Genomic DNA, 24,008 nt, shown 5'->3' with positions numbered 1-24,008 from the left:
ACTATCCTTGTGCGCTGCCCTCTGGAGATCATCGATGAAGACCCGAATTTTTACAGCTCTTCTGCTCTGCTTTTCTCTTGCCGCTTGCGGCGGTGGCCCTCCGGGTCCCCCCACCCTGGCATACGGAAGTCAGGCCACGAATAAGCTCACATACCAGCACGGGGACACGACGGCAGTCTCCGTATCGATCATGGGACAGAGCATGGAAGTGAACCAGTCTGGAGTTGCCACCTACGCGGTGGGGTTCTCTTCGGTTCCGGACGGCGTGGGGGTGACGATGTCTCTCCAGGACCTAGAGGCCTCGATTACCCAGCCGGTGGGCGCGCCGATTCAGCTCGATGAGAGTGGGGTGCAAGGCGACCTGACGTTCGTGATGGGACGGACCGGCAACACCGTGAGTATCGGAGAGAGGCCGGCGGTCACGGATGAGGCGTCACAGATGGTCTCCGGCCTGAGCCTGGCCTACATGTTTTTCCCAGGCCTTCCCGGCATAGGCGCGATGATGGGCGACAGCTGGGTCGATACCGTTTCTTTCGAGGGCGAGGATGGCCCCGGCATGCGTTCCGAGACTTCCGTCCTCACGTATGTCGTGGAGGGAGATACCGTAGTCGCCGGGCGTGCGCTCCTGAGAATCTCTTTCTCGGGCACGTCATCCAGTGAGCAGGATCTTGAGATGGGAGGGATGGACATTCACCAGGAGTCCGAAGCCGAAGTACTCGGGTATGTCCTCTGGGATCACAACGAGTCCATCATGTTCGAGCACCATCGAGTAGCGACCGGATCAGGCACCTTAAGTCTGCCGATCATGCCAACCGCGATTCCGATGGATGTTGTTTCCACGCAGCACACGAGATTGGAGGGCATGTAATGGATGAGAGAATCGAAGACGCCACAGGTGGTCGGGTTGAATCCCATTCTGCTACCGAGGCCGACGCTGCTCCCGCATCAACCCTTCCGAGTCTGCCCGCTCGGCTGGCATCCGTTTTTGTCAGCCCCGCCAACCTCATGCAGCAGCTGGCCAAGGAGCCCAAGTGGATCGGAGCCCTGCTGGTCGGGGCGTTCGTAGTTGGCCTGTCCATGGCGCTGGTACCTGTGGACATCATCCTGGAGGCCCAGCGCCAGGCCGCCCTCGACGCCGGGCGAGAGATGCCAGAGATGCCGCAGGCTGCACTCACCTTGATGCGCATCGTGATTCCGGCCACCTCGGTGATCATGACCGCGGTCATGTCCTTCGTATTCGCGGGTGTCTACACAGTGGTCTTCGCGTTTATCCTCGGCGATGAAGGCACGTATAAGCAGTACCTTGCGGTGATATCTCATGCGTGGTTCATTGCCGTTCTGTTCGGCTTGGTGGTCACTCCGCTACGCATTTCCCAAGGTGATGTGCAGCTGACGCTCAACCTTGGGAGCTTGCTCCCCTTCCTGCCGGACGGCTACTTCAGCAACCTGTTCCGACTTCTCGACCTCACGCAGATATGGGCCTCGCTCGTTATCGCTCAGGGCATTCACGCCATCGATCGCCGACGCAGCTTCGCGAGCGCCGCCACGATACTGCTTGTGTTGCTGGTAGGTGTGTCAGCGATCATGGCAAACTTCATATAGGGTCGGCGTCGTGAATGATCAGCGTGGAAAAATCACCGCAGCAGTAATCGCGTGTGCGTCCGGATTAGCCGCAATCTTCCATATGTATGCGGCGGGCTTCTCGCCGTTTACGGCGCTGATCCAGCGCCCTGTGCATCTCGCTCTGATGGCCACGCTCGGCTTTCTCGGCGTTGGCGTGCAGCGAAAAATAAGGCGGGGCCGGTCCGAAGAGACCCGGCCGGATGCGGAGACAGGGGGTAAGCTGCCGCTGACGACCGTCGAGCGACTTCAGCTCGGATGGAGCTGGGTGCTGGTCGGTCTGGCGATCATGGTCTGTGCCTACCTGGCACTCGAGAATCAGGAGCTTGTTGGGCGCTCGGGGAGTCCGACGTCCACCGATCTGTGGATGGGTGCGATAGCGATTCTTCTCGTGCTGGAGCTCGCGCGCCGGGCGACCGGCTGGGGCCTCATCACGGTGTGTTTGCTTGCTCTCGGCTACGCATTCGCGGGGCCACACCTGCCGGGGTTCTTGGCTCACAAGGGCTATGGGGCAGTCCGACTGATCGAGCATCTGTACCTCTCTACCGAGGGCATTTGGGGAATTCCTCTCCAGGTGTCTGCAGACTTTGTGTACCTCTTCGTTCTTTTCGGGGCGGTACTCGAGACGGCTGGTGGTGGCGCATTGCTCATCGCCATGGCCAACCGGATTGCAGGGAAGACCCGTGGTGGGCCCGCCAAGACGGCCGCGGTCGCGAGCGCCTTCATGGGTTCGTTGTCCGGGAGTGCCGTAGCCAACGTTGTGACGACCGGAACGTTTACGATCCCGCTCATGAAGCGGGCGGGCTTCCGACCGTTCTTTGCGGGTGCTATCGAGGCGGCGGCCAGCACGGGCGGCCAGCTCATGCCGCCTGTGATGGGTGCAGGGGCGTTCATCCTCGCGACCTGGACGAACATTCCGTATCTGCAGGTCGCAGCGGCCGCGATCATTCCGGCCATCCTCTACTATACGGCTCTTCTGGCAGCGATCCACTTCCGTGCTGGCCTCATGGGTATCGAGCCTGCGGAGGATGATGCGTCGGAGTCGATCGTGGATCGCCTCCACCTGCTGTTGCCCCTGATCATCATCGTGCTGCTGCTCGGGATGGGGCGCTCACCTATGCGTGCCGCGTTCTGGGGTGTCACGTCCGCGCTCATCATGGCTGCCGTCAGGCCGTCGACCCGTCCGTCGCTGACGCAGATGCAGGAGATCATGGAGCGGGCGGGGCGGGGCGCTGTCCAGGTGGCTGCTGCGTGTGCCGCTGCAGGGATCGTTGTGGGTGTGGCTTCGCTGACGGGGATCGGACTCAGAATGTCCGAACTCATCATCACATTGTCGGGCGGCCAACTCTTCCCCGCACTCCTTCTCACCGCGCTCGGGTCCGTCGTACTAGGCATGGGACTGCCCACGACTGCTGCATATGTGGTGTTGGCCGCGCTCGGCGCGCCCGCGCTGGTCGATCTCGGCGTGCCCCTTCTCTCTGCGCACCTCTTCATTTTCTACTTCGGCTGCATCTCGAACGTGACGCCCCCGGTTTCGCTCGCAGCTTTTGCTGCGGCAGGAATTGCAGGGTCGCCACCAATCAAGACGGCACTCTATGCAGCGATGCTCGCCGGCGCCGGGTTCATCGTGCCCTTCATGTTCGTCTACGGGCCGGAGCTTCTCCTGGACGGCTCGCTCCTTGGTATCCTCCTTGCGACCGTGACGGCTGTGATCGGAGTCACCACGTTGGCAGCGGGAGGGGTGGGGTTCGCGCGGACCCATTTGTTGGTCTGGGAACGAGCTCTCGCGGTGATGGCAGCCACCCTTCTCGTCTATCCGGGTTTCGTGACTGATGTGGCTGGACTCATCGGCGTAGGGCTCGTCTTCTTTCGGACGGAGAAAGGCCAGGTAGCGACGTGGACTCGCTGGGTTGGAGGGGCTCTTTCTGCCGGCGTAGTTGCGAGCTTCTTTATGCTGAACCCACCCACTGGCTCGACCAGAGACGGTTCCGCCCCTGAGGTCGCTGCTGCCCCCACGCGTGGAGGTGGTCCACAGGAGTTCCTGTCGCTGGGCACGGCCGGAACCGGCGGAATCTATTATCCGCTGGGCGGCGCGATCGCGAGCCGCTTGTCGATCGCTGATCCCGATCGCCAGTTCACCGCCGAGGTGAGCGGCGGTTCGGTGGAGAACGTGAACCGGCTCGGGTCAGGTCAGATGGATCTCGCCATGGCGATCGCGTCGACGGTCTATCAGGCACAGAAGGGTGAGGGTGATTTCACAACGGCGATCTCGGGGCTTCGGGCGATCGCACCTCTTTATGCGAACATGACACACATCATCGTTCCGGCTTCGTCGTCGGCGCAGACGGTGTCCGACTTCGCCGGGATGCGTGTGTCTGTCGGAGCGGCTGGGAGTGGGACAGAGCAGCTGGCGCGGCATGTGCTGTCGGCGCACGACCTGACCTACGATGACATCGAACCGCGCTTTCTTTCCTTTGCGGAATCCTCTGCGGCCTTGCGAGACGGTGCAATCGACGCGGCGATCATCTCGGTCGGGTTCCCAGCCTCTTCCGTTCTCGAGGCGACGACGACCGGGAGCATGCGGCTGCTCTCGATTGAGGACGACGTTCTTGCCGCAATGCTCGTTGAACACCCGTATTATGTCCCCGGAGAGATCCCGGCGGGCGCCTACCCAGGAGTCGAGGCGGTCGTTCAGTCGCTCGCGGTCATGAACTGGGTGATCTCAATGGAGGCGCTGGACGATGAGGTGGTCCTGACACTGCTCAACATCTTTGACACGGATCGTGTATCCTTGGAAAAGGTCCACGACATGGCGAAGCAGATCGATCTGGAAGGTCTTATCAGTGCTCCGATTCCGCTTCATGCGGCCGCTGTGCGTTGGCTCTCGCAGCGATAACCTGAAGCAGTTCCAGGGAGCCGCGGGGAGAACTATTGATGCGAACCCTCAGCTAAACACATGTTTGCGTTCGTGACTAATCGTTACCTCATATTCGTTGCCGGATGTCTCGGCCTCTTGATCATTTCGGCGCCCCTGTCCGCGCAGGAGAAGCCGGGTGCGAGCGGCCTCGCTTCGACGGTGTTGGTGAACCCTTCTCAGAGGCGCTCGGGTGACCGAGTCTCCTCTGCCCTTCCCTCGATTCTTGACTCCACCGCGGAACTGGAGGACATCGAGATCGATGGCATCCTGAACGAGGCAGACTGGGAGAACGCACGGGTCTTCAACGGCTTCACTCAACGGGAGCCCGTTGAGGGTGGTCCGGCTGAGAATGACACTGAGGTGCGAGTTCTCTTCGGCGAGGATGCGATCTGGATCGCCGCCCGGATGTGGGACTCGAATCCCGATCAGATCGATCGCAGGATGACCCGTCGTGACAACATGGGCACGTACGACCAGTTCAGCGTGCACCTCGATCCGAATCTGGATGGCTTGACCGGCTATAATTTTCGCGTCTCGGCGGCAAACGTGCAGGGCGATCTGTACTTCTATAATGATGACAAGATGGACCAAGCGTGGAATGCGGTCTGGTCTTCAGCCGTGAATGTCGATGAGCAGGGTTGGACCGCTGAGATCCGGATTCCACTGTCGCAGATCCGGTACGAAGCGTCCGATGATGTGCAGACCTGGGGCATCAACTTCCACCGCCTTCGGATCGCATCGAATGAGCGGAGCTACTACTCCCTGATCTCCCGGACCCGCCGTGGGATCGTGAGTCAGATGGGTCGCGTGGATCAGGTCCGGGTGTCTCGTCCCTCCCGACGTCTCGAGTTGCTTCCCTATGCGGTCAGCAGCGTGACGAATGGTCCGGCCACACCGGGCGATCCGTTCTTCGACGGTACTGCGGGCGGCGGTCGCTTCGGAGTGGACATGAGCCACGGCCTTGGAGCGGCCTTCACCCTCGACGCAACCATCAACCCGGATTTCGGCCAGGTCGAAGCGGACCCGGCGGTCATCAACCTCTCGGCGTTCGAGACCTTTTTCCCCGAACAGCGTCCGTTCTTCGTCGAGGACGCCCGGGTCTTTGACTTCGGTCTCTCGGGTGGGAAGAACTCCCTGTTCTACAGCCGTCGAATAGGCCGTTCGCCTCACGGACGCGCGCCATCGGATGTCTTGTTCTCTGACATCCCTGACAACGCGACGATTCTCGGGGCGGCGAAGCTCGCTGGTCGGACGTCCGAGGGACTCTCTCTAGGCGCCTTGGCAGCTGTGACGGGTAAAGAATACGGGCAGGGTCTTTATGAGAACGGCTCGGAGGGTGACTTCTTGGTCGAGCCCCGGACGACGTTTGGTGTTCTGAGTATTGGCCAAGACTTCAATGAAGGGATCACCCAGTTCCGTGGCCTTGGCTCCTTTATGAAGCGCGACCTGCCTTCGGACGGCTCATTCAACAACCTCAGTTCGAGCGCCTTTGATGTCGGAGCGCGCTTCGAACATCAGTGGGCCGACCGCGACTGGGCCGTGTGGGCATTCTTTGCAGGGAGCTACGTGCGCGGGTCCGAAGAGGCGATGTACAGGGTCCAGACCGCTTCGACGCACTACCTGCAGCGACCGGACGCCACGCGCTTCAATCTTGATCCGGACGCCACCTCTCTGGCTGGCCGCGACTGGCGCGTTCAGTTGGAAAAGCGCAACGGCCAGCACTGGACCGGATCAATTTGGGCCGCCGAGGTCTCGAAGGCCTTTGAAGTCAATGACATCGGGTTCTCCACGAACGCTGAGCGACTCGATGGTGGTTTCCGCTTTGGCTACCGAGAAATTCAGCCGGGAAGCTTGCTTCGGAACTACAACCTTACGGTTAGCAGTTTCCATAACTGGAGTCACGAAGCCCTCGACAACACATGGTCGATTGACTCCTGGCACAATGCCCGGACCAACGGGAACTACTCGCTCAACGCAAATGGGCAGTTCCTCAACTACTGGAACATCCGTGGAACCTTCCGCTACCAGCCTCAGAAGATGAGCCGCCGCGCCACGCGAGGTGGGCCCATGATGGTCGGGCCAGCGTCAACAGCCTGGAACTTCAAAGTCAATTCTGATCGCAGAAAAGCCTTTAACGCGGGCCTCACTGTTGATCAGAGCTGGGAGGCCATCGGTGCCGGAAGTAGGCGGCAGATCGGGGTCGACATGAATCTCCGCCCCTCCGACAATGTCTCCCTACGACTGAACCCCCGATACGAAATAGCGAGCGCGAGCGCGCAGTACGTCACGTCGACGAACACGTTGCCGTACGCCCCCACCTACGACCGGCGATACCTCTTTTCCGATCTCGACCGTACAACGGTCGCGATGGAGACACGACTGGAGTGGACCTTTACCCCAGCCCTGTCACTCCAGCTCTTCGCCCAGCCCCTGCTTTCCTCTGGTGACTACACCCAGTACAAGCAGCTTGAGCTCTCCCAGAGCTACGACTTTACCGACTTCGAGCCAGGCGTTGCGACTACGCAGACGACCGGTGTGATGTGCTCGACTGAGATCTGCGAGGTCGACGGAACCCAGCACGTCGACTTCGATGGGGATGGGCAAACGGACTATTCGTTCGGTGACAGGGATTTCAATGTCCAGTCGCTCGTGGGCAACGCGGTTGTTAGATGGGAGTACCGACCCGGTTCCACCATCTTTGTTGTCTGGCAGCGGAACCAGGCGGCAAGCGCCTCCAATGGCGATTTCAATTTTGAGGACGACATCGGGACCCTGTTCGGCGCACCGGCGGTGAATCGCTTCATCATCAAGGTGAACTACTGGTTGGGGCTGTAGCCTTCCCGCTCAACGGCCCTACGTTGTGCCGATGTTTTACAATGTGAAGTGCTCCGTTCCAACGGGCTTGGTGTGGTTTGCGTTCCTCGCAGCCGTGGCTGTCTCCCCGTCCGGGGCGCAGGCTCAGATCGACGTAACTGGTGCGACGATCCTGGAGCTTCAGGCTGCGATGGCCTCCGGCCGGGCGACTTCAGCCGGAATCACACAGCAGTACCTCGATCGTATCGCCGCGTACGATCAGTCTGGCCCCGCGATCAACGCGATCGTCTGGCTGAACGGGGGTGCCGTCGCAGAGGCAGCAGCTCTCGATCGGGAGAGAGCCACAACCGGTCCGCGTGGTCCGATGCACGGGATTCCGGTCATCCTGAAAGACAACTACAACACTACAGACATGCCGACGACGGCCGGGACGCTTGCGCTGGCATGGAACATGGCGGCGGAGGATGCCTTTCAGGTTGCTAGGCTGCGTGAAGCCGGCGCGGTCATCGTTGGGAAGGCGAACCTGCACGAGCTGGCTTCGGGCATCACGACCATTTCGTCGATGGGCGGCCAGACACTCAACCCCTACGCTCTCGACCGCAATCCGGGTGGATCGAGCGGTGGGACGGGCGCGGCCATCGCCGCGAGCTTCGCCGCGGTTGGGTGGGGAAGCGACACGTGTGGCTCAATTCGGATTCCCGCTGCGCAGAACGACCTGGTGGGGCTGCGCCCCACGAAAGGCCTGTCCAGCATTAACGGCATCATCCCGCTATCCCACACTCAGGACGTGGGAGGTCCACTCGCGCGCACCGTTCGGGATCTCGCGATCGCGCTTGATGCCACGGTTGGACCGGATCCCGGCGATCTGGCAACCGACATCCTGCGTGGCAGGGACCTTCCTCGGTTCACGGGCGCCCTCGACGAGAGAGCGCTGCGAGGGGCCCGCATCGGGATTTTTGAGCAATATTTTGGCTCAGGTCCTGAAGAGGTCGAGGCCGCCCGACTGGTAAGAGCGGCGATCGAGCGAATGGTGGAACTGGGCGCGGATACCGTAACGGTGGAATTGGAGACACTCGATGAGCTCATTACCGGGTCCGGTGTCATCAATTACGAGTTCAAGTGGGATCTTATCGACTACCTCGAGGCTCAACCGGATGCGCCCGTTTCCTCTCTCACCGAGATGATCGATCGGGGCCTGATTCACGAGGCGCTAATGCCGCGGATGCGAGCGCGTGATTCTGGCCAGGAACGAGACTCACAAGAGTACCGTGCGGCGCTTGCGAAGCGCGGACCTCTCCGCGCGGCGGTCGAAGGGATGATGAACGAGCACTCCCTCGATGCGTTCGTCTTCCCAACCGTCCGCACGGTGCCCGCTCTGCTCGGAGAGCCTCAGCGCGGGTCGAGTTGCAGCCTTAGTGCGAACACTGGATTGCCCTCACTCAGCATTCAGGCGGGCTTCACCGAGTCGGGACTGCCGATTGGAATGGAAATGATTGGGCGGACTCTGGAAGACACTCGACTGGTGGCTATCGGATACGCTTTCGAGCAGGGGACAGAGCATCGGCGAGAGCCCTGGAGCACACCACCTCTCGTGAATGAAAAGCGGCCAGGTGCCATAAGCGTCAACGCGCTCCCGGGTGTGCCGGAAGGCATCGTTGCATCGGGCAATTTGGTCACCCTAAACGCCGAGGTCGTATTTGCTTCGGACCTCGGGGCCCTGGAATACGCGCTGGCCATTAGTGGTGTGGCGGCTGGCGATGTCACCGGTGTCGCTCTCCGATATCCTCAAGGAGACGGGGACTGGCAGATCGTGCACCTCCTGTCGCGACCGGGAGCCCTCACGTCCGAGGGGACCGTCCTCCTCTCTGAACCTCAGCGCCGCAGTCTCAACCTCGGTGATATGCACATGATTGTCCTCACGCGCCAGCACCCCTTCGGTGCCGCGGTGGTGGCGTTAGTGGTGGGCGGATAGGCCGCGATGAGGTTCGCTCATCTGGCACCTCTGATGTGGGTGCTCACTGGTTGTGGTGAAGTCCCTCGCGATCTTAACGAACTGACGGTCATGGACAGCGTGTACGTGGATGAGGTCACTGGCTCTCAATGGACGGGGCCGGTGTACCGCGACTTCGAAGAGGTGGAAGGCACCGAGCTCGAGGGGGCGCTAGTCCAGGGAGCGTGGCATGGCGATCTTACCGTGTACCATCCAAACGGACGGATTCGGTACATGGGCAGCTTCTATCAGGGCGAACGTTGTGGCGCGTGGACGGAGAACACCGATTCGGTCGATCTGGGAAGTGTCTACCAGGCGTTGATCCGCGAAATGGAAACCATGGCACTCTATCCGCCATGCGACGGGTCGTCCTGATCTGATCGGGCTCGGTGAGCCCAAGGGAACTTGTGATGAGTATCTGGGAGATCGCGATTCTGGTGGCGATCGGTGTCGGCTTCCTCTGGCTGATCATGTACGCCGCCAACCACGCCCGTTCGAAGAACGAGGATTAGCTCCGTATGGCCGAGAGACTGAGTTGTCAGCGCGACGCATTCCAGCTCCCACGGGACCACCACTACTTCAACTGTGCGTACATGGGGCCACTCCCACGCGTGTCTGAAGAGGCGGGCTTCGATGCCATCCGGAAGAAGCGAGTCCCGACACGGATTATTCCCCCCGACTCATTCTGGGAGACCGACCGCTTGCGGGAGCTGTACGCGAAACTTGTCGGGGCACCTGGTCCCGCGGGCGTTGCGATCCAGCCGGGGGTCTCTTATGGGGTTGCGACGGCGGCTCGAAATCTTAAGGTCGGTGCCGGTGAGAACATCGTCATCACGCACGAGCAGTTTCCCGGCAACGTCTACTCTTGGCGTCGAATGGCCGCCGAGAGCGGTGCAGATCTCCGTACCGTCGAGCCGGATGAGGGCCCTGAGCGCGGAAAGAGCTGGAACGAGCGCTTGCTCGAGTCGATTGACGCGCGGACGGCGGTCGTCGCCGTTCCGAACGTACACTGGACGGACGGTACCTGGTTTGATCTTGCCGCCATTGGAGCGCGGTGCCGTGATGTCGGAGCCGCGCTCGTTGTCGATGCTACGCAGTCGATCGGTGCGATGGAGTTCGACTTCGAACGTGTCCAGCCGGACGTATTGATCTGCGCCACCTACAAGTGGCTGCTTGGGCCATACTCCCTGTCGCTGGCGTGGTTCGGCCCGCGGTTCAACGACGGCGACCCACTCGAAGAGACGTGGATCGCCCGGGAGCGAAGCAACGATTTTCAGCACCTCGTCGACTATCAGGACGGTTATCAGGCCGGTGCGGTGCGCTACGACATGGCCGAGCGCTCGAGCTTCTTCCTCGCGCCGATCGCCGCTACCTCGATCGACCTTCTTCTCGACTGGCAGCCGACCCGGATTCAGGACTACTGCGAGGAGTTGACGCGGGAATTTCTCGGTGAGGTCGGAGAACTGGGCTATTCGGTGGAGGACCCGGCCTGGCGATCGCATCACCTCTTTGGGCTCAGAATGCCCGAGTCGGTCGACTTGGCCGCGCTCAAGGGTTCACTAGCTGAGAGAAATGTCTCGGCTTCCTTGAGAGGAACGGCCTTGCGCCTCGCTCCGAACCTCTACAATGACAGTGAGGATCTCGGTGTCTTGTACGATGTACTGAAAGCCGCCGTGGCCTGAGGCTTCTTCAGCGCCCCTGGACGCCGAACACGACATGGGCCTGCGCGCCCACAGTGATACCCTGCTCTGCGAACCATCCCTGTCGCACTTCAAGAGCGAACATTGCCGGTGCGCTGCTCGGATAGGACTCCGTGATCAACGGTTCCATCGCAATGATGTCGACGACTCGGTAGGACGGGTTCATATAGGCGATGTCGAGGGCCACGTATGTGTTCGCCATCCAGAATGCCCGCGGTTGACTGTCTTGAAAGACGAACAGCATGCCTGTTCCGTCGGGGACCTCGTCGCGGTACATCAGCCCTTCGGCTCGCTCGTCCCCGGTCGAAGCCACCTCGGCCACCACCGTGTCTGAGCCAAGGATCACCCATGCGAACCCGGCCCGTGGGAAGTTCGCCGCGTCGAGGCTGGAGACGGCTACTATGGCCGCGTCGGTAGTCCCTCCGGGGGCACTGGCGGGGACCGCGTCGGCCACAGCGCAGCCGGTCGCCAGGACGCAAAGCTCGAGGAGCCCAAAAACGGCCCCACGAGTGGGCCGCACAGCCTTGTGACAAAGTTCACTAAGTACCATATGAAGTCTCCCGTTCGTTCCAAGACCAGTATAACTTACGCCCCGCAGCTTCGGTTCCCAGAGGTGTCTCTCCTCCTCATGGGAATCGAGCATGACTGGTAGGGTCGCACACGGCGACTTGTTCCAGTCAGAAACCGAGACCCTGCGAATGATCGATCACAAACTACTGGACATACTTGTCTGTCCCGAAACGAAGCAGCCGCTTCGTGTTGCGGACGATGCCTTGTTGAGCCGCGTGAACGTGTCGATCGACCAGGGTTCCGTGACCAACCGTGGCGGCGTGGCTGTTACGGCAGGTATGGAGGAAGCGCTCGTTCGCGAGGACGGTAGAGTGCTCTATCCGGTACGGGACGACATCCCGATCATGCTGATCGACGAGTCGATTCCATTACCCCTACAGGCATGATGGTACGACTTCGGACGGTTATCAGGACTTGGCTTCCGCTTTTGATCATGGGAGCTGCGGCGTGTGACAACACCCCTCCTCCGGTCGGCATGGAACGCGGAGCTGAGCTTTTCCAGACCTGCGCGCCGTGTCACGGTGACGCCGCCGCTGGAGATTCTGAGATCGCTGCTCCCGCAATTGGCGGGCTTCCGCAGTGGTACGTCGAGGAACAACTTCGTGGGTTCCAGGCTGGTTTCAGGGGCAAGCATGCGCGCGACCTCCCCGGACTGCGCATGCGCCCCATGGCCCTTACGCTCAACGCTGGAGATCGCGAGGGTGACATCGAGTCGGTGGCTGAGTACGTCGCTTCCCTCTCCGCCACTTTTCCTGTGAGCACTCTGCATGGCAATGCTGGTGCGGGTGCGGATTCCTACGTGCTCTGTGCGACATGCCACGGTGCGGATGGTCTCGGAAATCCGGCCCTGCACGCGCCGCCGATCGTGCAGCTCGACGACTGGTATCTCCTCACCCAGCTTCAGAATTTCAAGAGCGGTGTTCGTGGTGCGCGTGACGGCGACACTTGGGGCCTAACGATGCGTGTGAACTCACTGGTTCTGGACGATCAGGCGATGGAAGACGTCATCGCCTACGTGCAGTCGCTCAGGTAGGACGATCACTATGTCAGATAATACAATGCGCGAGACTCAGGCGTCCGACGCACCTGCGCGTGCGGCTGACTCGGAAAATGAGGCGCTGGTCGACGCGGGGAAGACTTTTAAGATCACCGTTATCGGCGCGATCCTGTTTGGACTCGCTTCCCTCGCCATCATCCTGCGCACGAGGATGGGTGGCTAATGGTTCCTGATCTCAGTTGGCTGTTTCCTGATCTCGTTCAGGCTTCGACATATGCCCATCAAATCGACGGGCTGATCTTCTGGGTCGGCTTGCTTGTTCTCGTTTGGTTCTTGGCTGCGGAGGGAATTTTCTTCTGGCTGATCTGGAAATTCAGAGCCAAGGAAGGGCAGAAGTCTCAGTACCTGACAGGAAAGGAAAAGCACGTAAAACGGTGGATCACCATCCCGCACGGCCTCGTGCTGATCTGCGACATCTTCATTGTGTGGGGGTCAGTTATGGTCTGGCACAACGTCAAGCAGCGGCTGCCGGAAGCGGATACGACGATCCGGGTCATCGGCCAGCAGTGGGCGTGGACCTTCCAGCATCCGGGTGCGGACAACGAGCTCGATACGTCCGACGACATCTTTACTGTCGATGACCTGCACGTGGAAGTGGACAAGGTCTACCATTTCAGACTCGAGTCCCGAGACGTGCTGCATTCGTTTTCGGTGCCGGTCTTTCGGCTGAAGCAGGACGCGATCCCAGGCCGGTCGATCACAGGGTGGTTTCAGCCGACCATGACCGGTGATCACCTCGTCCAGTGCGTGGAAATCTGCGGGATTGGCCACGGTGTGATGGCCGCGCGGATCCATATCGAAGACGCAAACCAGCATGCGGCGTGGATGTCTGCGGCATCCGCAGCCACCACACCGTAGAGGGCGAATTCAGATGGCAGACACTTTAGTCGACGTCCACCACGACGAGCATCACGGTCCTTCAGGGATCCTGAAGTATATCTGGTCGACGGATCACAAGATGATCGCCATGCAGTACATGTTCACGGGCATGTTCATGGCCATCATCGGCGGTTACATGGCCTACGTGTTCCGGATGCAGTTGGCCTTTCCGGGCATATCCGTTCCGGGATTTGGGCAGGTATCGCCCGGTGAGTACAACGCGCTAGTCACGAATCACGGCACGATCATGATCTTCTGGGTGGCGATGCCCGTTCTGATCGCCGCCTTCGGGAATTACCTCATCCCGCTGATGATCGGCGCGGATGACATGGTCTTCCCGAAGATCAACCGACTCTCGTTCCAGATATTCCTTGTATCTGCGCTGATCCTGCTGGCTTCACTTTTCGTGCAGGGCGGCGGATTCGGAGGTGCCTGGACGTCGTATCCGCCGCTGTCTGCAATGAGTCAGTACAACCTGACCGACCTTGGCTCGTCTTTGTGGTTGCTGGCGGTAGCGCTCGAATTCATCGCGTTCCTGCTGGGTGGTATCAACTTTATTACCACCTTGATGAACTCCCGAGCGCCTGGCATGAAGGCTTATGACATCCCGCTTGTCTGCTGGATGATCGTCATCGCGAGCATCCTCTTCATGCTTTCCGTCGGGCCACTCATTGCGGGTGCGGCGATGCTGTTCTTGGACCAGACGCTGGGCACCGGCTTCTATGATCCCGCCCGTGGTGGCGATCCAATTCTGTGGCAGCACCTGTTCTGGTTCTTTGGGCATCCCGAAGTCTACGTCGTTCTGTTGCCTGCGATCGGCATGACGATCGACGTCATCGCTACGTTTTCCCGGAAAAAGATCTTTGGCTACAAGCTTGTTCTCTACACTGCTGTAGCGACGGGCGTGCTGAGCTTCTTCGTGTGGGCGCATCACCAGTTCATCGCCGGCATAGATCCGCGTATGGCAAACGTCTTCACGGTTACGACGTTGCTGATCTCCGTACCGATCGCCGAGATGTGCTTTGTGGTGATCGCCACGCTGTACGGCGGGTCCATTCGCCTCAAGACTCCGATGCTATGGGCACTCGCCTTTATGGCGGAGTTCCTGGTCGGTGGTGTGACGGGAATTTTCCTGGGCGCGAGTGGCGCGGACATCTACTTCCACGACACGTACTTCGTGCTCGCCCACTTCCACTACACGTTCTTCCCGATTGCGATCATCGGGACGTTCTGTGGATTCACATACTGGTTCCCGAAGATGTTCGGGAAGATGATGAATGACACCCTGGGTAAGATTCATTTCTGGGGCACGGTGATTCCGTTCAACTTCATCTTCATCCCACTCTTTGTGCTTGGGATGGGCGGACAGCATCGGCGCATCTACAACTATCAGCACTTCCCTGAGCTGGCCGGCCCGGAGATGTATCTGTTACGCCAAGTAGCGACGATCGCGCTGCTTGTCATGCTCGCCTTCCAGTTGGTGTTCTTCTACAACTGCATCATTAGCTGGATCAAGGGTGAGAAGGCAGGCAGGAATCCGTGGGAGGCCAACTCGCTCGAGTGGACAACCGAGTCGCCGCCACCCCATGGCAACTGGCCGGAGGGACTGCCGAATGTGTATCGGGGCCCTTACGAATACGGCCATCCGGATCGTGAAACAGATTACTGGCCCCAAAACGAACCAGGCTGATGGGACACGGAAGACCGATAGCAACGACCCGTAGCGCTACGGGGATACCGACAGCGCGCTTGGCTATATGGTGGGTGCTGGCGTCCGAGATCGTGATCTTTGGCGGACTACTGAGCGTTTACCTCATGCACCGCCTTGGGCATCCCGAGTGGGCCGCTGCGGCTGCACACACGCAAACGTGGGTAGGGGCGCTCAACACCTTCGTGCTGCTCACCTCCAGCTTCACAGCGGTTCTCGCGCATCAGGCCGCAGAGAAGGGTGACGGTAAAAAGGCCGCTAAGCTTCTTGGCTTTACGATTCTCGGGGCTTGCACCTTCCTCGTTATCAAGTCATTCGAGTGGGCGAATGAGATCTCCCACGGATACACGATCACAGCGAACACCTTCTGGTCGTTTTACTACACGGCAGCGGGGCTGCATGCGCTCCACGTCATCGCCGGTGCCATTATCATGGGCTACGTGGCGATAGATGCGTATCGGGGCCGAGAGCTGCACCGAGTCGAGATCATAGGGATCTATTGGCACTTCGTTGATGTGGTCTGGATTTTCCTCTTCCCGCTTCTCTACATCGCGAAGTAGGCGCGCCATGTCCGAGAAAAACACACGCAGCGATGAGCACGGTCACGATGAAGGCCACCACGATGTCCCTTACTTCAAGATCTACGTTGCACTGATCATTCTCTTTCTGATCAGTGTTGCGGGTCCAGAAGTCGGTGAGGCGACCGGTCTTCGTTGGATCACTCTGATTACCGCGTTCGGTATCGCGCTCGTCAAGGCGCGCCTGGTGATCAACAATTTCATGCACCTCAAGTGGGAAAAGAGGCTCATGAAGTGGATGCTCACTGCTTCGCTGATTATGCTGGGCATCATGATGGCAGGTGTGGCTCCCGATGTGATGAACCATGAAGGCAACAACTGGGTGAACCTCGCGGCGCAGGCTGCCGTGGAGCGTGGGCTGGAGGATGATCACGGCGAGGAAAGTGAAGTCGTTACGGTCGTTGAGGCTCAGCCAGTCGGCTTCAGCGCTGAGGCTTCCTTCGGAATGATCTGCGCAACGTGTCATGGGGCAGGTGGCTTGGGTGATGGAGTAGCAGGCGCTGCACTCGACCCGAGTCCGGCGAACTTCACTGACCCCGTCTTCTGGGAGACACGGGATCGTGACCGCGTTCTGATCGCGATCCGTGATGGTGGTGTTGCCGTGGGTGCCTCTGCGTTGATGGCTCCGTGGGGGGCACTCTATGACGAAGAGCAGCTTGGACAGATGGCCGACTACGTGATGAATTTCCGGCCCAATCAGTAGTGTAATGAGCGTAAAGTCAGCCACATATCTGGTCGAGCAACGACCGGCCCCTGTGCGCGGGGAGACGCTGATTCCTAGTGGTGTGCTCGGCATGCTGATCTTCATCTTCACGGAGGTCATGTTCTTCGCCGGACTTATCTCTGCACACACCATCGTCCGGTCTCAGACAGCGGGCCAGATGTGGCCACCTTACGGGCAGCCTCGCCTTCCGGTCGAACAGACGGCCCTGAATTCGTTGGCGTTGCTCGTGAGCGGTGTTGTCTTGGTGCTAGCCTGGTTCGCCTACAAAAAATCCGCGCCGGCCGCACGGATACCTCTACTGATCTCCATTCTGCTGGGCGTCGTATTCATCGGGTTCCAGGGCAAAGAATGGGTGGCGCTTCTGGCCGAAGGACTCACGCTTCAGTCGAGCACGTATGGTGGGTTCTTTTACCTTATCGTGGGGGCCCATGGGCTCCATGCCGTCGCCGCGTTGCTCGGTTTGATCTGGTCGTTTAAACAGCTCGACCAGGGGAAGCTGACGGCATCGCAGCTCGGGACAGTCTCTGCATTCTGGTACTTCGTAGTGTTGGTCTGGCCGGTCCTTTACTGGAAGGTGTACTTGTGAGTCGACTCACCGTGGTTGTTCTCGCCCTCGTCTTGGTGGCGATTTTCCCGGATGTCGCTCATGCATGCCCGGTGTGCTTCGACTCGAGCGATGAGAACCGGCAGGCCTTTATCACTACGACCGCGTTTTTGAGCCTGCTTCCCTTGGGGATGGTCGGTGGAGCGGGACTGTGGATTCGAAAGCGGTCGCGTGAACTCGACGGGAACGACGCGGAGTAGTAACCTCTTTGCGCGACACATCTCGGAAGCCGGTGTGAATCCGGCGCGGTCCCGCCACTGTGTTGGGCTCGGGTAGACCCGAAAACGATCACTCGATACGCCACTGGGAAGATTCCCGGGAAGGCGAGTGATTCGGCCCTCAGTCAGTAGACCTGTGTTCGCGTGAATTCTCGCGTTCATCCTCCGGTTGAGGGGAAGGTCGTATGCCGCTTCATCAACGCCTGACTCGTCGCCGCTCACGCCACTTCTGGTTGTGGGGTCTCGCCGTGCTTGCCCTCTCTGGCTGTGTAGATACAACCCGGTCCGAACCTCGCAGCGTAGCGGGTTCCGTCGACCGGGGTGGGGAATCCCCGATAGCGCAGCGCGTGGTCGCTCTGGTCCCTTCGCTCGCTGAGATCGTGGTGTCGATCGGGGCCACGGATCTACTCGTCGCCCGGACTGACTTCGATATCGAGCCCTCGCTCGCCGATCTTCCTTCGGTGGGGGGTGGCTTGGATCCCAGTCTCGAAGCGATGGTCGAGTTCGAAATCGATCTGGTACTGATGTCCGAGGGACGTGACTCCCCGGCGCTCAAAGCCCAACTCGAGCGGCTCGGCATGAGTGTCATGAGTTTTCCGATAGAGACCGTTGCCCACCTCTACTCCGCGACCGAGCGGCTTGGAGTTGCCCTTGGTCGCGAGGAGTCTGCGCAGGAACTGTCGTCCACGATTCGGACGGAGTTGGACCAGGTGCGGGGATCTGTTGCTGACCGAGACGCCGTCCCGGTCATGTTCGTGGTCTGGGGCGACCCGCCTATGACCGCTGGAGGTGGCACATACATCGACGAGGTCATAGCAATCGCCGGCGGCCTGAACGTGTTCAGCGACTCGCCCATGGAGTGGCCGGTTGTCGGCTTTGAGTCGATCGTGGATCGTGCCCCGAAGGTACTGATCTGGCCACGGGGCGAAGTCGCAGGGACTGATGTGGATCGCCTGAGAACGACTGCGGGCTGGCAGGAAGTCACCGCGGTGCAGTCGGGGAACGTGCTGTTTGTAGATGCCAACCTGTTCAATCGACCCGGGTCAAACGTAGCTGCTGCGGCTCGGGTACTCGCGGACGCACTTCACCCCGGCGCTCGCTGAGATGGCACGACAGACTGGAGCACAGCTTCGGCTGCTCGCGCTGTTTGGCCTTACGCTCGGCGTGTGTGCCATCGCCTTGGTGGTGGGACCCGTTCAGGTGTCGTTGGGGGACGTGCTTCTCATCTTTCGGGGAAGAGCGGATCCCACGGTATACACCATCGTTGTGAGCCTGCGTGTGCCTCGGATCGCCCTGGCGGCCTCAGTCGGTGCGGGGCTCGCGGTGAGTGGGGCCGTGTTCCAGGCCCTTCTAAGGAATCCCTTGGCTGAGCCGTATGTTCTTGGCGTGTCGAGCGGAGCTGCGGTGGGGGCCGTCGCGGCCATGGTCCTGGGCCTGACTGCCACGTCAATCCTGGCACTTCCGGTTGCGGCGTTTCTCGGCGCCGTGCTTGCGATCGTGCTGGTGCTTGCCATGGCGGGTACCGCTGGTCGAGGTCTCGACACTCGTGTCCTGCTGCTCTCCGGGGTTGTGATCGGAGCGTTCTTCAACGCCACCGTTCTGCTCATCATCAACTTCGCCGACGCGGATACATTCCGCGCAGCGATGCTCTGGATCATGGGATCCTTCGCCGGTGCCTCACGCGAATCGGCATTCATGCTTCTCCTGTACGTCGGTCCTGCGCTCCTTCTCCTCATGGTTGTAGCTCGACCACTCAATCTCCTGTCTGTCGGGGAACAGAGCGCATTTCACCTCGGCGTGGACGTTCGGCGACTGAAGATTTTCCTCTACGTTGTGACGTCATTGATAGTTGGAGCATGCGTCGCGGGGGCCGGGGCGATCGGCTTCGTCGGCCTCGTCGTTCCGCATGCGTTGCGACTCATCGGGGGGAGCGATCACCGCTGGCTACTTCCGGGCTGTGCGATGGCTGGGGCGGCCTTCATGGTCGGAGCGGATGCGATCGCGCGAACCGTTGTCGCGCCGGCTGAACTCCCCGTTGGAGTTGTGACGGCGCTGATCGGAGTGCCCGTGTTTCTGTGGCTGCTGCGAACTCGGGATGGACTCGCATGACCTGCCAATTCGAGGTCAAGGAAGTCACGTACTCATATCCCGGGGCAGACCGGAACGCCCTCCACCGTGTTGACCTTTCCGTCGGCTCCGGGTCACTCCACGCACTACTTGGGCCCAACGGCTCCGGGAAGTCCACTTTACTTCAGGTGATGCTGGGAGAGGCTCGAGCGTCCTCGGGGCACGTGAGCTTCCGGGGGCGCCCGATTGTCGAGTGGAAACGTCGTGAGATCGCCACCCAGGTTGCGTTCGTCCCACAGTCCGAACCTCTGGCCTTTCCACTCAAGGTGCGCGAGCTGGTCGAGATGGGTCGGTACCCTCACATCGGCACACTCGGTCGCGCGGGACCGGATGACCGCAGGGCCGTGGAAGAGGCGATGGAGGTGGCCGGTGTCGCGTCGTTTGCTGCCCGCCCCATCACCACTCTTTCCGGTGGTGAGCTTCAGCGTACGCGGATCGCGCGCGCGCTTGCCCAGAAGCCGCTGACCCTGGTGCTCGACGAGCCAACGGCCGCGCTGGACCTTCACTTCGAGATGGAGACATTCGAGCTCATGCGTCGACTGACCGTGGATCAGAGCCTCACGATCGTTGTCGCAACGCACAACCTGAATCTTGCGGCACGGTACGCGTCACATGTGCTCTTGTTGGCGGAGGGACGTGTCGAGGCTGCTGGCTCCCCGCAGGATGTGTTTACGAAGGATACGCTCGAGAGGGTGTACCGATGGCCGATCGCAGTGCTCCCTCACCCCGGTCCCGGTCACGATGCCGGGGTGCCCCAGGTCGTTCCGCTTACCCCGCCCCGCGGCGTTGCCTAGTTGCGGAAACGGTGGACCTCGACTGCGACCGGCCCGAGGCCCGAAGCGATGCTGTCCGTGAGGGCGAGGGAATCGGGCGAGTAGCGGAAGATCCACGGGTCCAGTCCCTCAGATGTACTTCCGAAGAACGCCTGGTATACACTCCCATCCGCCCCCGTGGTGGCGCTGAAGGCTCCGCGGCACCGGCCCCCGGCCAGTGGAGCGCAGAGCGGATCATCGATGTCCCGCACGAACTCACGCGTGTTGGAGTCCCAGACGACGGTCCCAACGAAAAACGCGGACACGAAGACGTGGCCGTTTGCTCCGACGTGCACATCCCCTGAGCCCGCTGGGAAGCCGGGGACGACGTCGACCTGTGTCATGGTGGTGGGGTCGATGATCACTAGGCTGCTTGGGTTCACGTAGTCCCCTGTGTTCACGACGTAAAGAAGTCCGTCTGGGCCGAGGGACCCGAATTGTGGGTTTGTGCCACCCGTTCGAACCGTGTCCACGACCGTCATCGTTCTGGGATCGATCGCGGTGACCATTCCCTCACCGCTCGGTGCATAAGCGTCGTCGAGGTTCGCGGACACGACGAGTGCGAGCGAGTTAGATACAACGACGACGTCGTTGGGGAATTGGGTGACTGACAACTTGTCCGAAATGGCGTTGTCAGTTTGCCCGATTGTGAAGCGTCCGACCTCGTCCGTGGTCTGATTCGCGGAGAGCACGGTCTTGTCGTCGACGAAGGCTGATCCGGTCGCGTTTCCAGAGTCAAAGAGGTAGTAGCCCATGATCTGCTGACTTCGCATGTCGAGGACAGCGACAGAGGCTGCGTTTCCGAGAGGGACGATGCCCCTGTCTCCCCGCAAAGAGACACCGGTGGACGTGACCTGGCTACTGGCCCCAAGGGGTATCTCGCGAAAGTCGGTTGGATCGCCCACTTGGAAGAGCCGTAGCGCGTTGGCAGTAGAGTTCACAACCACGCCAATCTCAGGGCTCGATACCGTACCGTCGATAAACGCGAGCTTGCCAACGGATATCGACACGGACACTGACCCGGAATTCCTGTCTGAGTCCGTCGCGGTCAGTGTCACAGTGTGGATGCCGATCGAAGGAGCCGAAACGTCGATTGATGCACCTGTCCCGATGTCCCCGTCGATGGAACTCGTCCAGACCAGTTGAGCGTCGCTGAGCGCCCCATCCTGAGGGTCCGTCCCAGATCCGGTGAACTGTATGGCGGCTCCCTCGGTGTACGTCTCTCCCGTGATGGGAGTTGCAATGCTGGCTGAGGGTGCGTTCGGGCCCGTCGGGTCGTCTTCTCCACACGCCGGGAGAATCATAAGAACCAGCAAAGGTGCTAAGGTGCTGAGTCGAGCGGAGATACTGCGAGGCAAGGGATTGTCTCCGGAGGGAAGAGCCATGGAGGTCAAAAAAGAGGAGGGGCGAGGCGGACGCGAATGGACCATCCACGTCCGGGTATAGGGTAGTCGGCTAGGAGCGCGGCCGACTCATTGAGGGCGTTCGAGAGCACGACGTCGAGTTGACCCTCGCCGCTCAATTTGAGTGGAATGGAGACACCGAGGTCGAGCACATTGTATGGCGGGAGGCTATTGAGATCAGTTCCGGCCAGGGAGCGCCGCTCCCCGACGTGGTTCGCCTGAGCGGTGAGTGAGGCGAAGAGTAGATCGAACTGAAGGTCAGCGTCGATTGCTCGAATCGGCCGGTATGCGACCTGACCTGCGAGGGTCTCTTCGTCGTATGCGACGGTGGATTCAGCCCAACGGATCGACGCGCCGTGGGTGGCTCGTCCGAGAGGAACACTCACGTCGGAGCTCAACTCGAAGCCCTGTCGCTGGATATTGAAGTTCCCTGGGCTCCAGACGAACTGAAAGTCTGGAAACCAGAGAATCATGTCATTGATGTCCGCCTGGTACGCTGCGGCTTCGATGCTCAGCTGCGATGAGCCGACACGGAACCGCTGTCGAAGGGAGATGTCCAGCTCCCCCCGGATACGCTCGGGCCTGAGGTCCGGGTTGGGCCGAACAAGTACTCCTTCTTGAAAGAACAGGTCGGCGACCGAAGGAGGAGAAAACCCGTTGCGGATGCCCCCTGCGACCTCGGTGTCTCGCCACGTGAACGCCAGCGAGACGCCGGGAGAGCCGACCCACCCCTGCACAAGGTCGTGTTGGTCGAGGCGCATAACCGCGAGCGCCCTCAGTTTTGAGTTCCCCTTGGCGAGGAGCGTGGCCTCGACCTGAGTCCACGCCCCTGCCTCGGTCCAGATCACGTCCTCGGCGTCGAGAGAGACTGATTGGACGGAGAATCCCCGGAGCCCTCCGCCCCCCCGCAGGTTGATTGGGCCGGCCTTGTACCACCCCTGTACGTCGAGACTTGGCTGACTGACTCGGGTCGTCTGCTCGTACGCCTGTCCGAACGGGGGCACCGAGTCGCGGTAGTCGGAGTCTTGCCACTGCCCTCCGATACGCATTGAGGCTCCGCGAGTCGTGCCCTTGGTCGCGATCTCGACCGCCCCGACGACTCTCTCGTGGCTCTGGTGACCGGTCAGAGATGGCTGTGCGATGGCTCCGGGACTACCGCGCTCGATTGCGCTGGCCATGAAACTCAGTGAGCTGGCGAGTGTGCCCGTGTGGGTCAGCCGTAGCTGGCCACCGATCCGGTCCGACGCTGCGTTCAGGCGAGGGGCCACGCCTCCACCGCGAAAGGCGGGTACGGCATACATGAAGTCACCGTCAGATTTGGCCCACTGTCCTGCGGCTGAAGCCGAGAGGCCGGTGTCGATCCCCAGAGACAGAGAAGCCGCGCCCTCGTGCGAGCCCCAGGATCCGGCTCCAAGGCTCGCGCGTGCAGAAGATTCTACGTCGGACCGGCTCCTCAAGAGGACTACCCCTCCGAGTGCGCGTGGCCCGTATCGCGATGCTGCCGCACCCGTGAGCACGACGACCTCATCGATGGAAGCGACGTCTACCGACGAAAGGTCAGCCACCCCCGAGATGGCATCGTTGATGGGTGCGCCGTCGAGCAACACCAGTACCTGATCGGCACTCGACCCTCGGATCTGCAGCGTTGCTGGTGCCCCAGGACCACCGCGCCGAACCGCTGTTACGCCGGGGATGCTTTCGAGTACGTCGCTCAGGCTCGTCTGCGTGGGGCCTACGCTATCGAGTGACACTGCGAGGGCACCCAGAGTGACCGTGGTGGCGGCCACAGAGACCTCAAGTGCTCGAAGTCGTATCGGGTCCAGCTCCAGGGCGATGTCCACCAGGACGGGGCGACCGTTGCGGGCTGTGATCTGCGTCGAGCGTGGCAGATACCCCAGTGCCGTGACGTTCAGTGTATGCCGATCCGGCGCCGAGCCACGGAGGACGGCCCGTCCGAGGCCGTCCGTGGTTGCCAAGAGCCCCTCCTCATCGATGGAGACGTCGGCCCCTGCAATAGGCATTCCGTCCACGAGGCTCGTCACCCGCACTTTGATGACGGAGTTGACCTGGGCAGATCCCTCTTCACAAAGGACGACGAGCAGCGAACACGCAAGTACGATAGCTCCGCCGATACGCGCGCGCGCCTGAACGGGTGAAGACACGCATGTGGAGGGTCGCGGCTTCCGCCGGCCGGATCGTCGATACTCCGCAAACACAAAAAAATTCCCGCCATTAGACGGGTAGAAGACCGGGAGCAGCGACGGATTTCGGACCGCTGCTGGACCCC

General features: G+C 60.8%; 22 protein-coding genes and 1 riboswitch. Of the genes, 19 read left to right on the top strand and 3 right to left on the bottom strand.

All coding sequences use genetic code 11. From position 1 onward, the window contains the following. The first annotated feature begins 34 nt into the window (after nt 1-34). The 7 genes from OSA81_08595 (at nt 35) to OSA81_08565 (ending at nt 11,023) form a co-directional block, all read left to right on the top strand. Entirely contained in the window at nt 35-868 is an 834-nt protein-coding gene (locus tag OSA81_08595) for a hypothetical protein (GenBank protein MDE0899060.1), read from the top strand. Next, nucleotides 868-1,602 carry a YIP1 family protein gene (locus tag OSA81_08590; protein ID MDE0899059.1) on the top strand — a complete coding sequence of 245 codons (735 nt, stop codon included), beginning with the start codon at nt 868-870 and terminating at the stop codon, nt 1,600-1,602. The genes OSA81_08595 and OSA81_08590 overlap by 1 nt, the downstream gene beginning before the upstream one ends. Nucleotides 1,603-1,612: 10 nt before the next feature. After that, entirely contained in the window at nt 1,613-4,516 is a 2,904-nt protein-coding gene (locus OSA81_08585) for a TRAP transporter fused permease subunit (GenBank protein ID MDE0899058.1), read from the top strand. 117 nt (nt 4,517-4,633) lie between these two features. After that, nucleotides 4,634-7,372 carry a DUF5916 domain-containing protein gene (locus OSA81_08580; protein ID MDE0899057.1) on the top strand — a complete coding sequence of 913 codons (2,739 nt, stop codon included), beginning with the start codon at nt 4,634-4,636 and terminating at the stop codon, nt 7,370-7,372. A gap of 31 nt (nt 7,373-7,403) precedes the next feature. Next, nucleotides 7,404-9,323 (top strand): amidase family protein, encoded by a 1,920-nt coding sequence (locus OSA81_08575; GenBank protein MDE0899056.1) that lies wholly within the window; start codon nt 7,404-7,406, stop codon nt 9,321-9,323. Between the two features lie 6 nt (nt 9,324-9,329). Further along, a complete protein-coding gene (locus tag OSA81_08570) occupies nt 9,330-9,716 on the top strand; it encodes a hypothetical protein (protein ID MDE0899055.1) in 387 nt (128 codons plus the stop codon). 143 nt (nt 9,717-9,859) lie between these two features. Beyond that, a complete protein-coding gene (locus OSA81_08565; protein MDE0899054.1) occupies nt 9,860-11,023 on the top strand; it encodes an aminotransferase class V-fold PLP-dependent enzyme in 1,164 nt (387 codons plus the stop codon). A gap of 7 nt (nt 11,024-11,030) precedes the next feature. Here OSA81_08565 and OSA81_08560 read toward each other — a convergent pair whose 3' ends face one another. After that, nucleotides 11,031-11,591: a DUF192 domain-containing protein gene (locus OSA81_08560; protein ID MDE0899053.1), complete on the bottom strand. Its 561-nt coding sequence runs from the start codon at nt 11,589-11,591 to the stop codon at nt 11,031-11,033. A 91-nt stretch (nt 11,592-11,682) separates the two neighbouring features. Between OSA81_08560 and OSA81_08555 the strand changes: the two genes are divergently transcribed. From OSA81_08555 to OSA81_08500, 12 genes are all read left to right on the top strand, one after another. Further along, nucleotides 11,683-11,997, top strand: a complete 315-nt coding sequence (locus OSA81_08555; GenBank protein ID MDE0899052.1) for a hypothetical protein — start codon at nt 11,683-11,685, stop codon at nt 11,995-11,997. Then, entirely contained in the window at nt 11,994-12,644 is a 651-nt protein-coding gene (locus tag OSA81_08550) for a c-type cytochrome (protein ID MDE0899051.1), read from the top strand. The genes OSA81_08555 and OSA81_08550 overlap by 4 nt, the downstream gene beginning before the upstream one ends. Nucleotides 12,645-12,654: 10 nt before the next feature. Then, nucleotides 12,655-12,831, top strand: coding sequence for a hypothetical protein (locus OSA81_08545; GenBank protein MDE0899050.1), 177 nt, complete (start codon nt 12,655-12,657; stop codon nt 12,829-12,831). Next, nucleotides 12,831-13,526: a hypothetical protein gene (locus OSA81_08540; GenBank protein ID MDE0899049.1), complete on the top strand. Its 696-nt coding sequence runs from the start codon at nt 12,831-12,833 to the stop codon at nt 13,524-13,526. The genes OSA81_08545 and OSA81_08540 overlap by 1 nt, the downstream gene beginning before the upstream one ends. Before the next feature lie 13 nt (nt 13,527-13,539). Next, nucleotides 13,540-15,237, top strand: a complete 1,698-nt coding sequence (locus OSA81_08535; GenBank protein ID MDE0899048.1) for a cbb3-type cytochrome c oxidase subunit I — start codon at nt 13,540-13,542, stop codon at nt 15,235-15,237. Nucleotides 15,238-15,296: 59 nt separating this feature from the next. Continuing rightward, entirely contained in the window at nt 15,297-15,815 is a 519-nt protein-coding gene (locus OSA81_08530) for a cytochrome c oxidase subunit 3 (protein MDE0899047.1), read from the top strand. Nucleotides 15,816-15,822: 7 nt separating this feature from the next. Next, complete coding sequence (locus OSA81_08525) at nt 15,823-16,536, top strand: cytochrome C oxidase subunit IV family protein (protein MDE0899046.1); 714 nt, start codon at nt 15,823-15,825, stop codon at nt 16,534-16,536. Between the two features lie 4 nt (nt 16,537-16,540). Further along, nucleotides 16,541-17,143, top strand: a complete 603-nt coding sequence (locus OSA81_08520; GenBank protein MDE0899045.1) for a cytochrome c oxidase subunit 3 — start codon at nt 16,541-16,543, stop codon at nt 17,141-17,143. Beyond that, nucleotides 17,140-17,361 carry a hypothetical protein gene (locus tag OSA81_08515; GenBank protein ID MDE0899044.1) on the top strand — a complete coding sequence of 74 codons (222 nt, stop codon included), beginning with the start codon at nt 17,140-17,142 and terminating at the stop codon, nt 17,359-17,361. The genes OSA81_08520 and OSA81_08515 overlap by 4 nt, the downstream gene beginning before the upstream one ends. Nucleotides 17,362-17,385: 24 nt before the next feature. Continuing rightward, a riboswitch (cobalamin riboswitch) is annotated at nt 17,386-17,513 on the top strand. 213 nt (nt 17,514-17,726) lie between these two features. Beyond that, nucleotides 17,727-18,482, top strand: coding sequence for a helical backbone metal receptor (locus OSA81_08510; protein MDE0899043.1), 756 nt, complete (start codon nt 17,727-17,729; stop codon nt 18,480-18,482). 1 nt (nt 18,483) lies between these two features. After that, the gene (locus OSA81_08505) at nt 18,484-19,488 is read left to right on the top strand and encodes an iron ABC transporter permease (protein ID MDE0899042.1); all 1,005 of its coding nucleotides are present in this window, start codon (nt 18,484-18,486) and stop codon (nt 19,486-19,488) included. Next, nucleotides 19,485-20,300 (top strand): ABC transporter ATP-binding protein, encoded by an 816-nt coding sequence (locus tag OSA81_08500; GenBank protein ID MDE0899041.1) that lies wholly within the window; start codon nt 19,485-19,487, stop codon nt 20,298-20,300. Before OSA81_08505 ends, OSA81_08500 begins: the two co-directional genes overlap by 4 nt. On the opposite strand, the gene OSA81_08495 is transcribed toward OSA81_08500, so the two are convergent. Further along, nucleotides 20,297-21,676, bottom strand: coding sequence for a hypothetical protein (locus tag OSA81_08495; protein ID MDE0899040.1), 1,380 nt, complete (start codon nt 21,674-21,676; stop codon nt 20,297-20,299). The genes OSA81_08500 and OSA81_08495 overlap by 4 nt on opposite strands. A gap of 32 nt (nt 21,677-21,708) precedes the next feature. After that, complete coding sequence (locus tag OSA81_08490; GenBank protein MDE0899039.1) at nt 21,709-23,883, bottom strand: TonB-dependent receptor; 2,175 nt, start codon at nt 23,881-23,883, stop codon at nt 21,709-21,711. Nucleotides 23,884-24,008: the final 125 nt, after the last annotated feature.

Source organism: Longimicrobiales bacterium, assembly GCA_028823235.1.
Taxonomy (GTDB): Bacteria; Gemmatimonadota; Gemmatimonadetes; order Longimicrobiales; family Gaopeijiaceae; genus UBA2589.
This window is presented reverse-complemented; position numbering and strand designations above follow the sequence as displayed.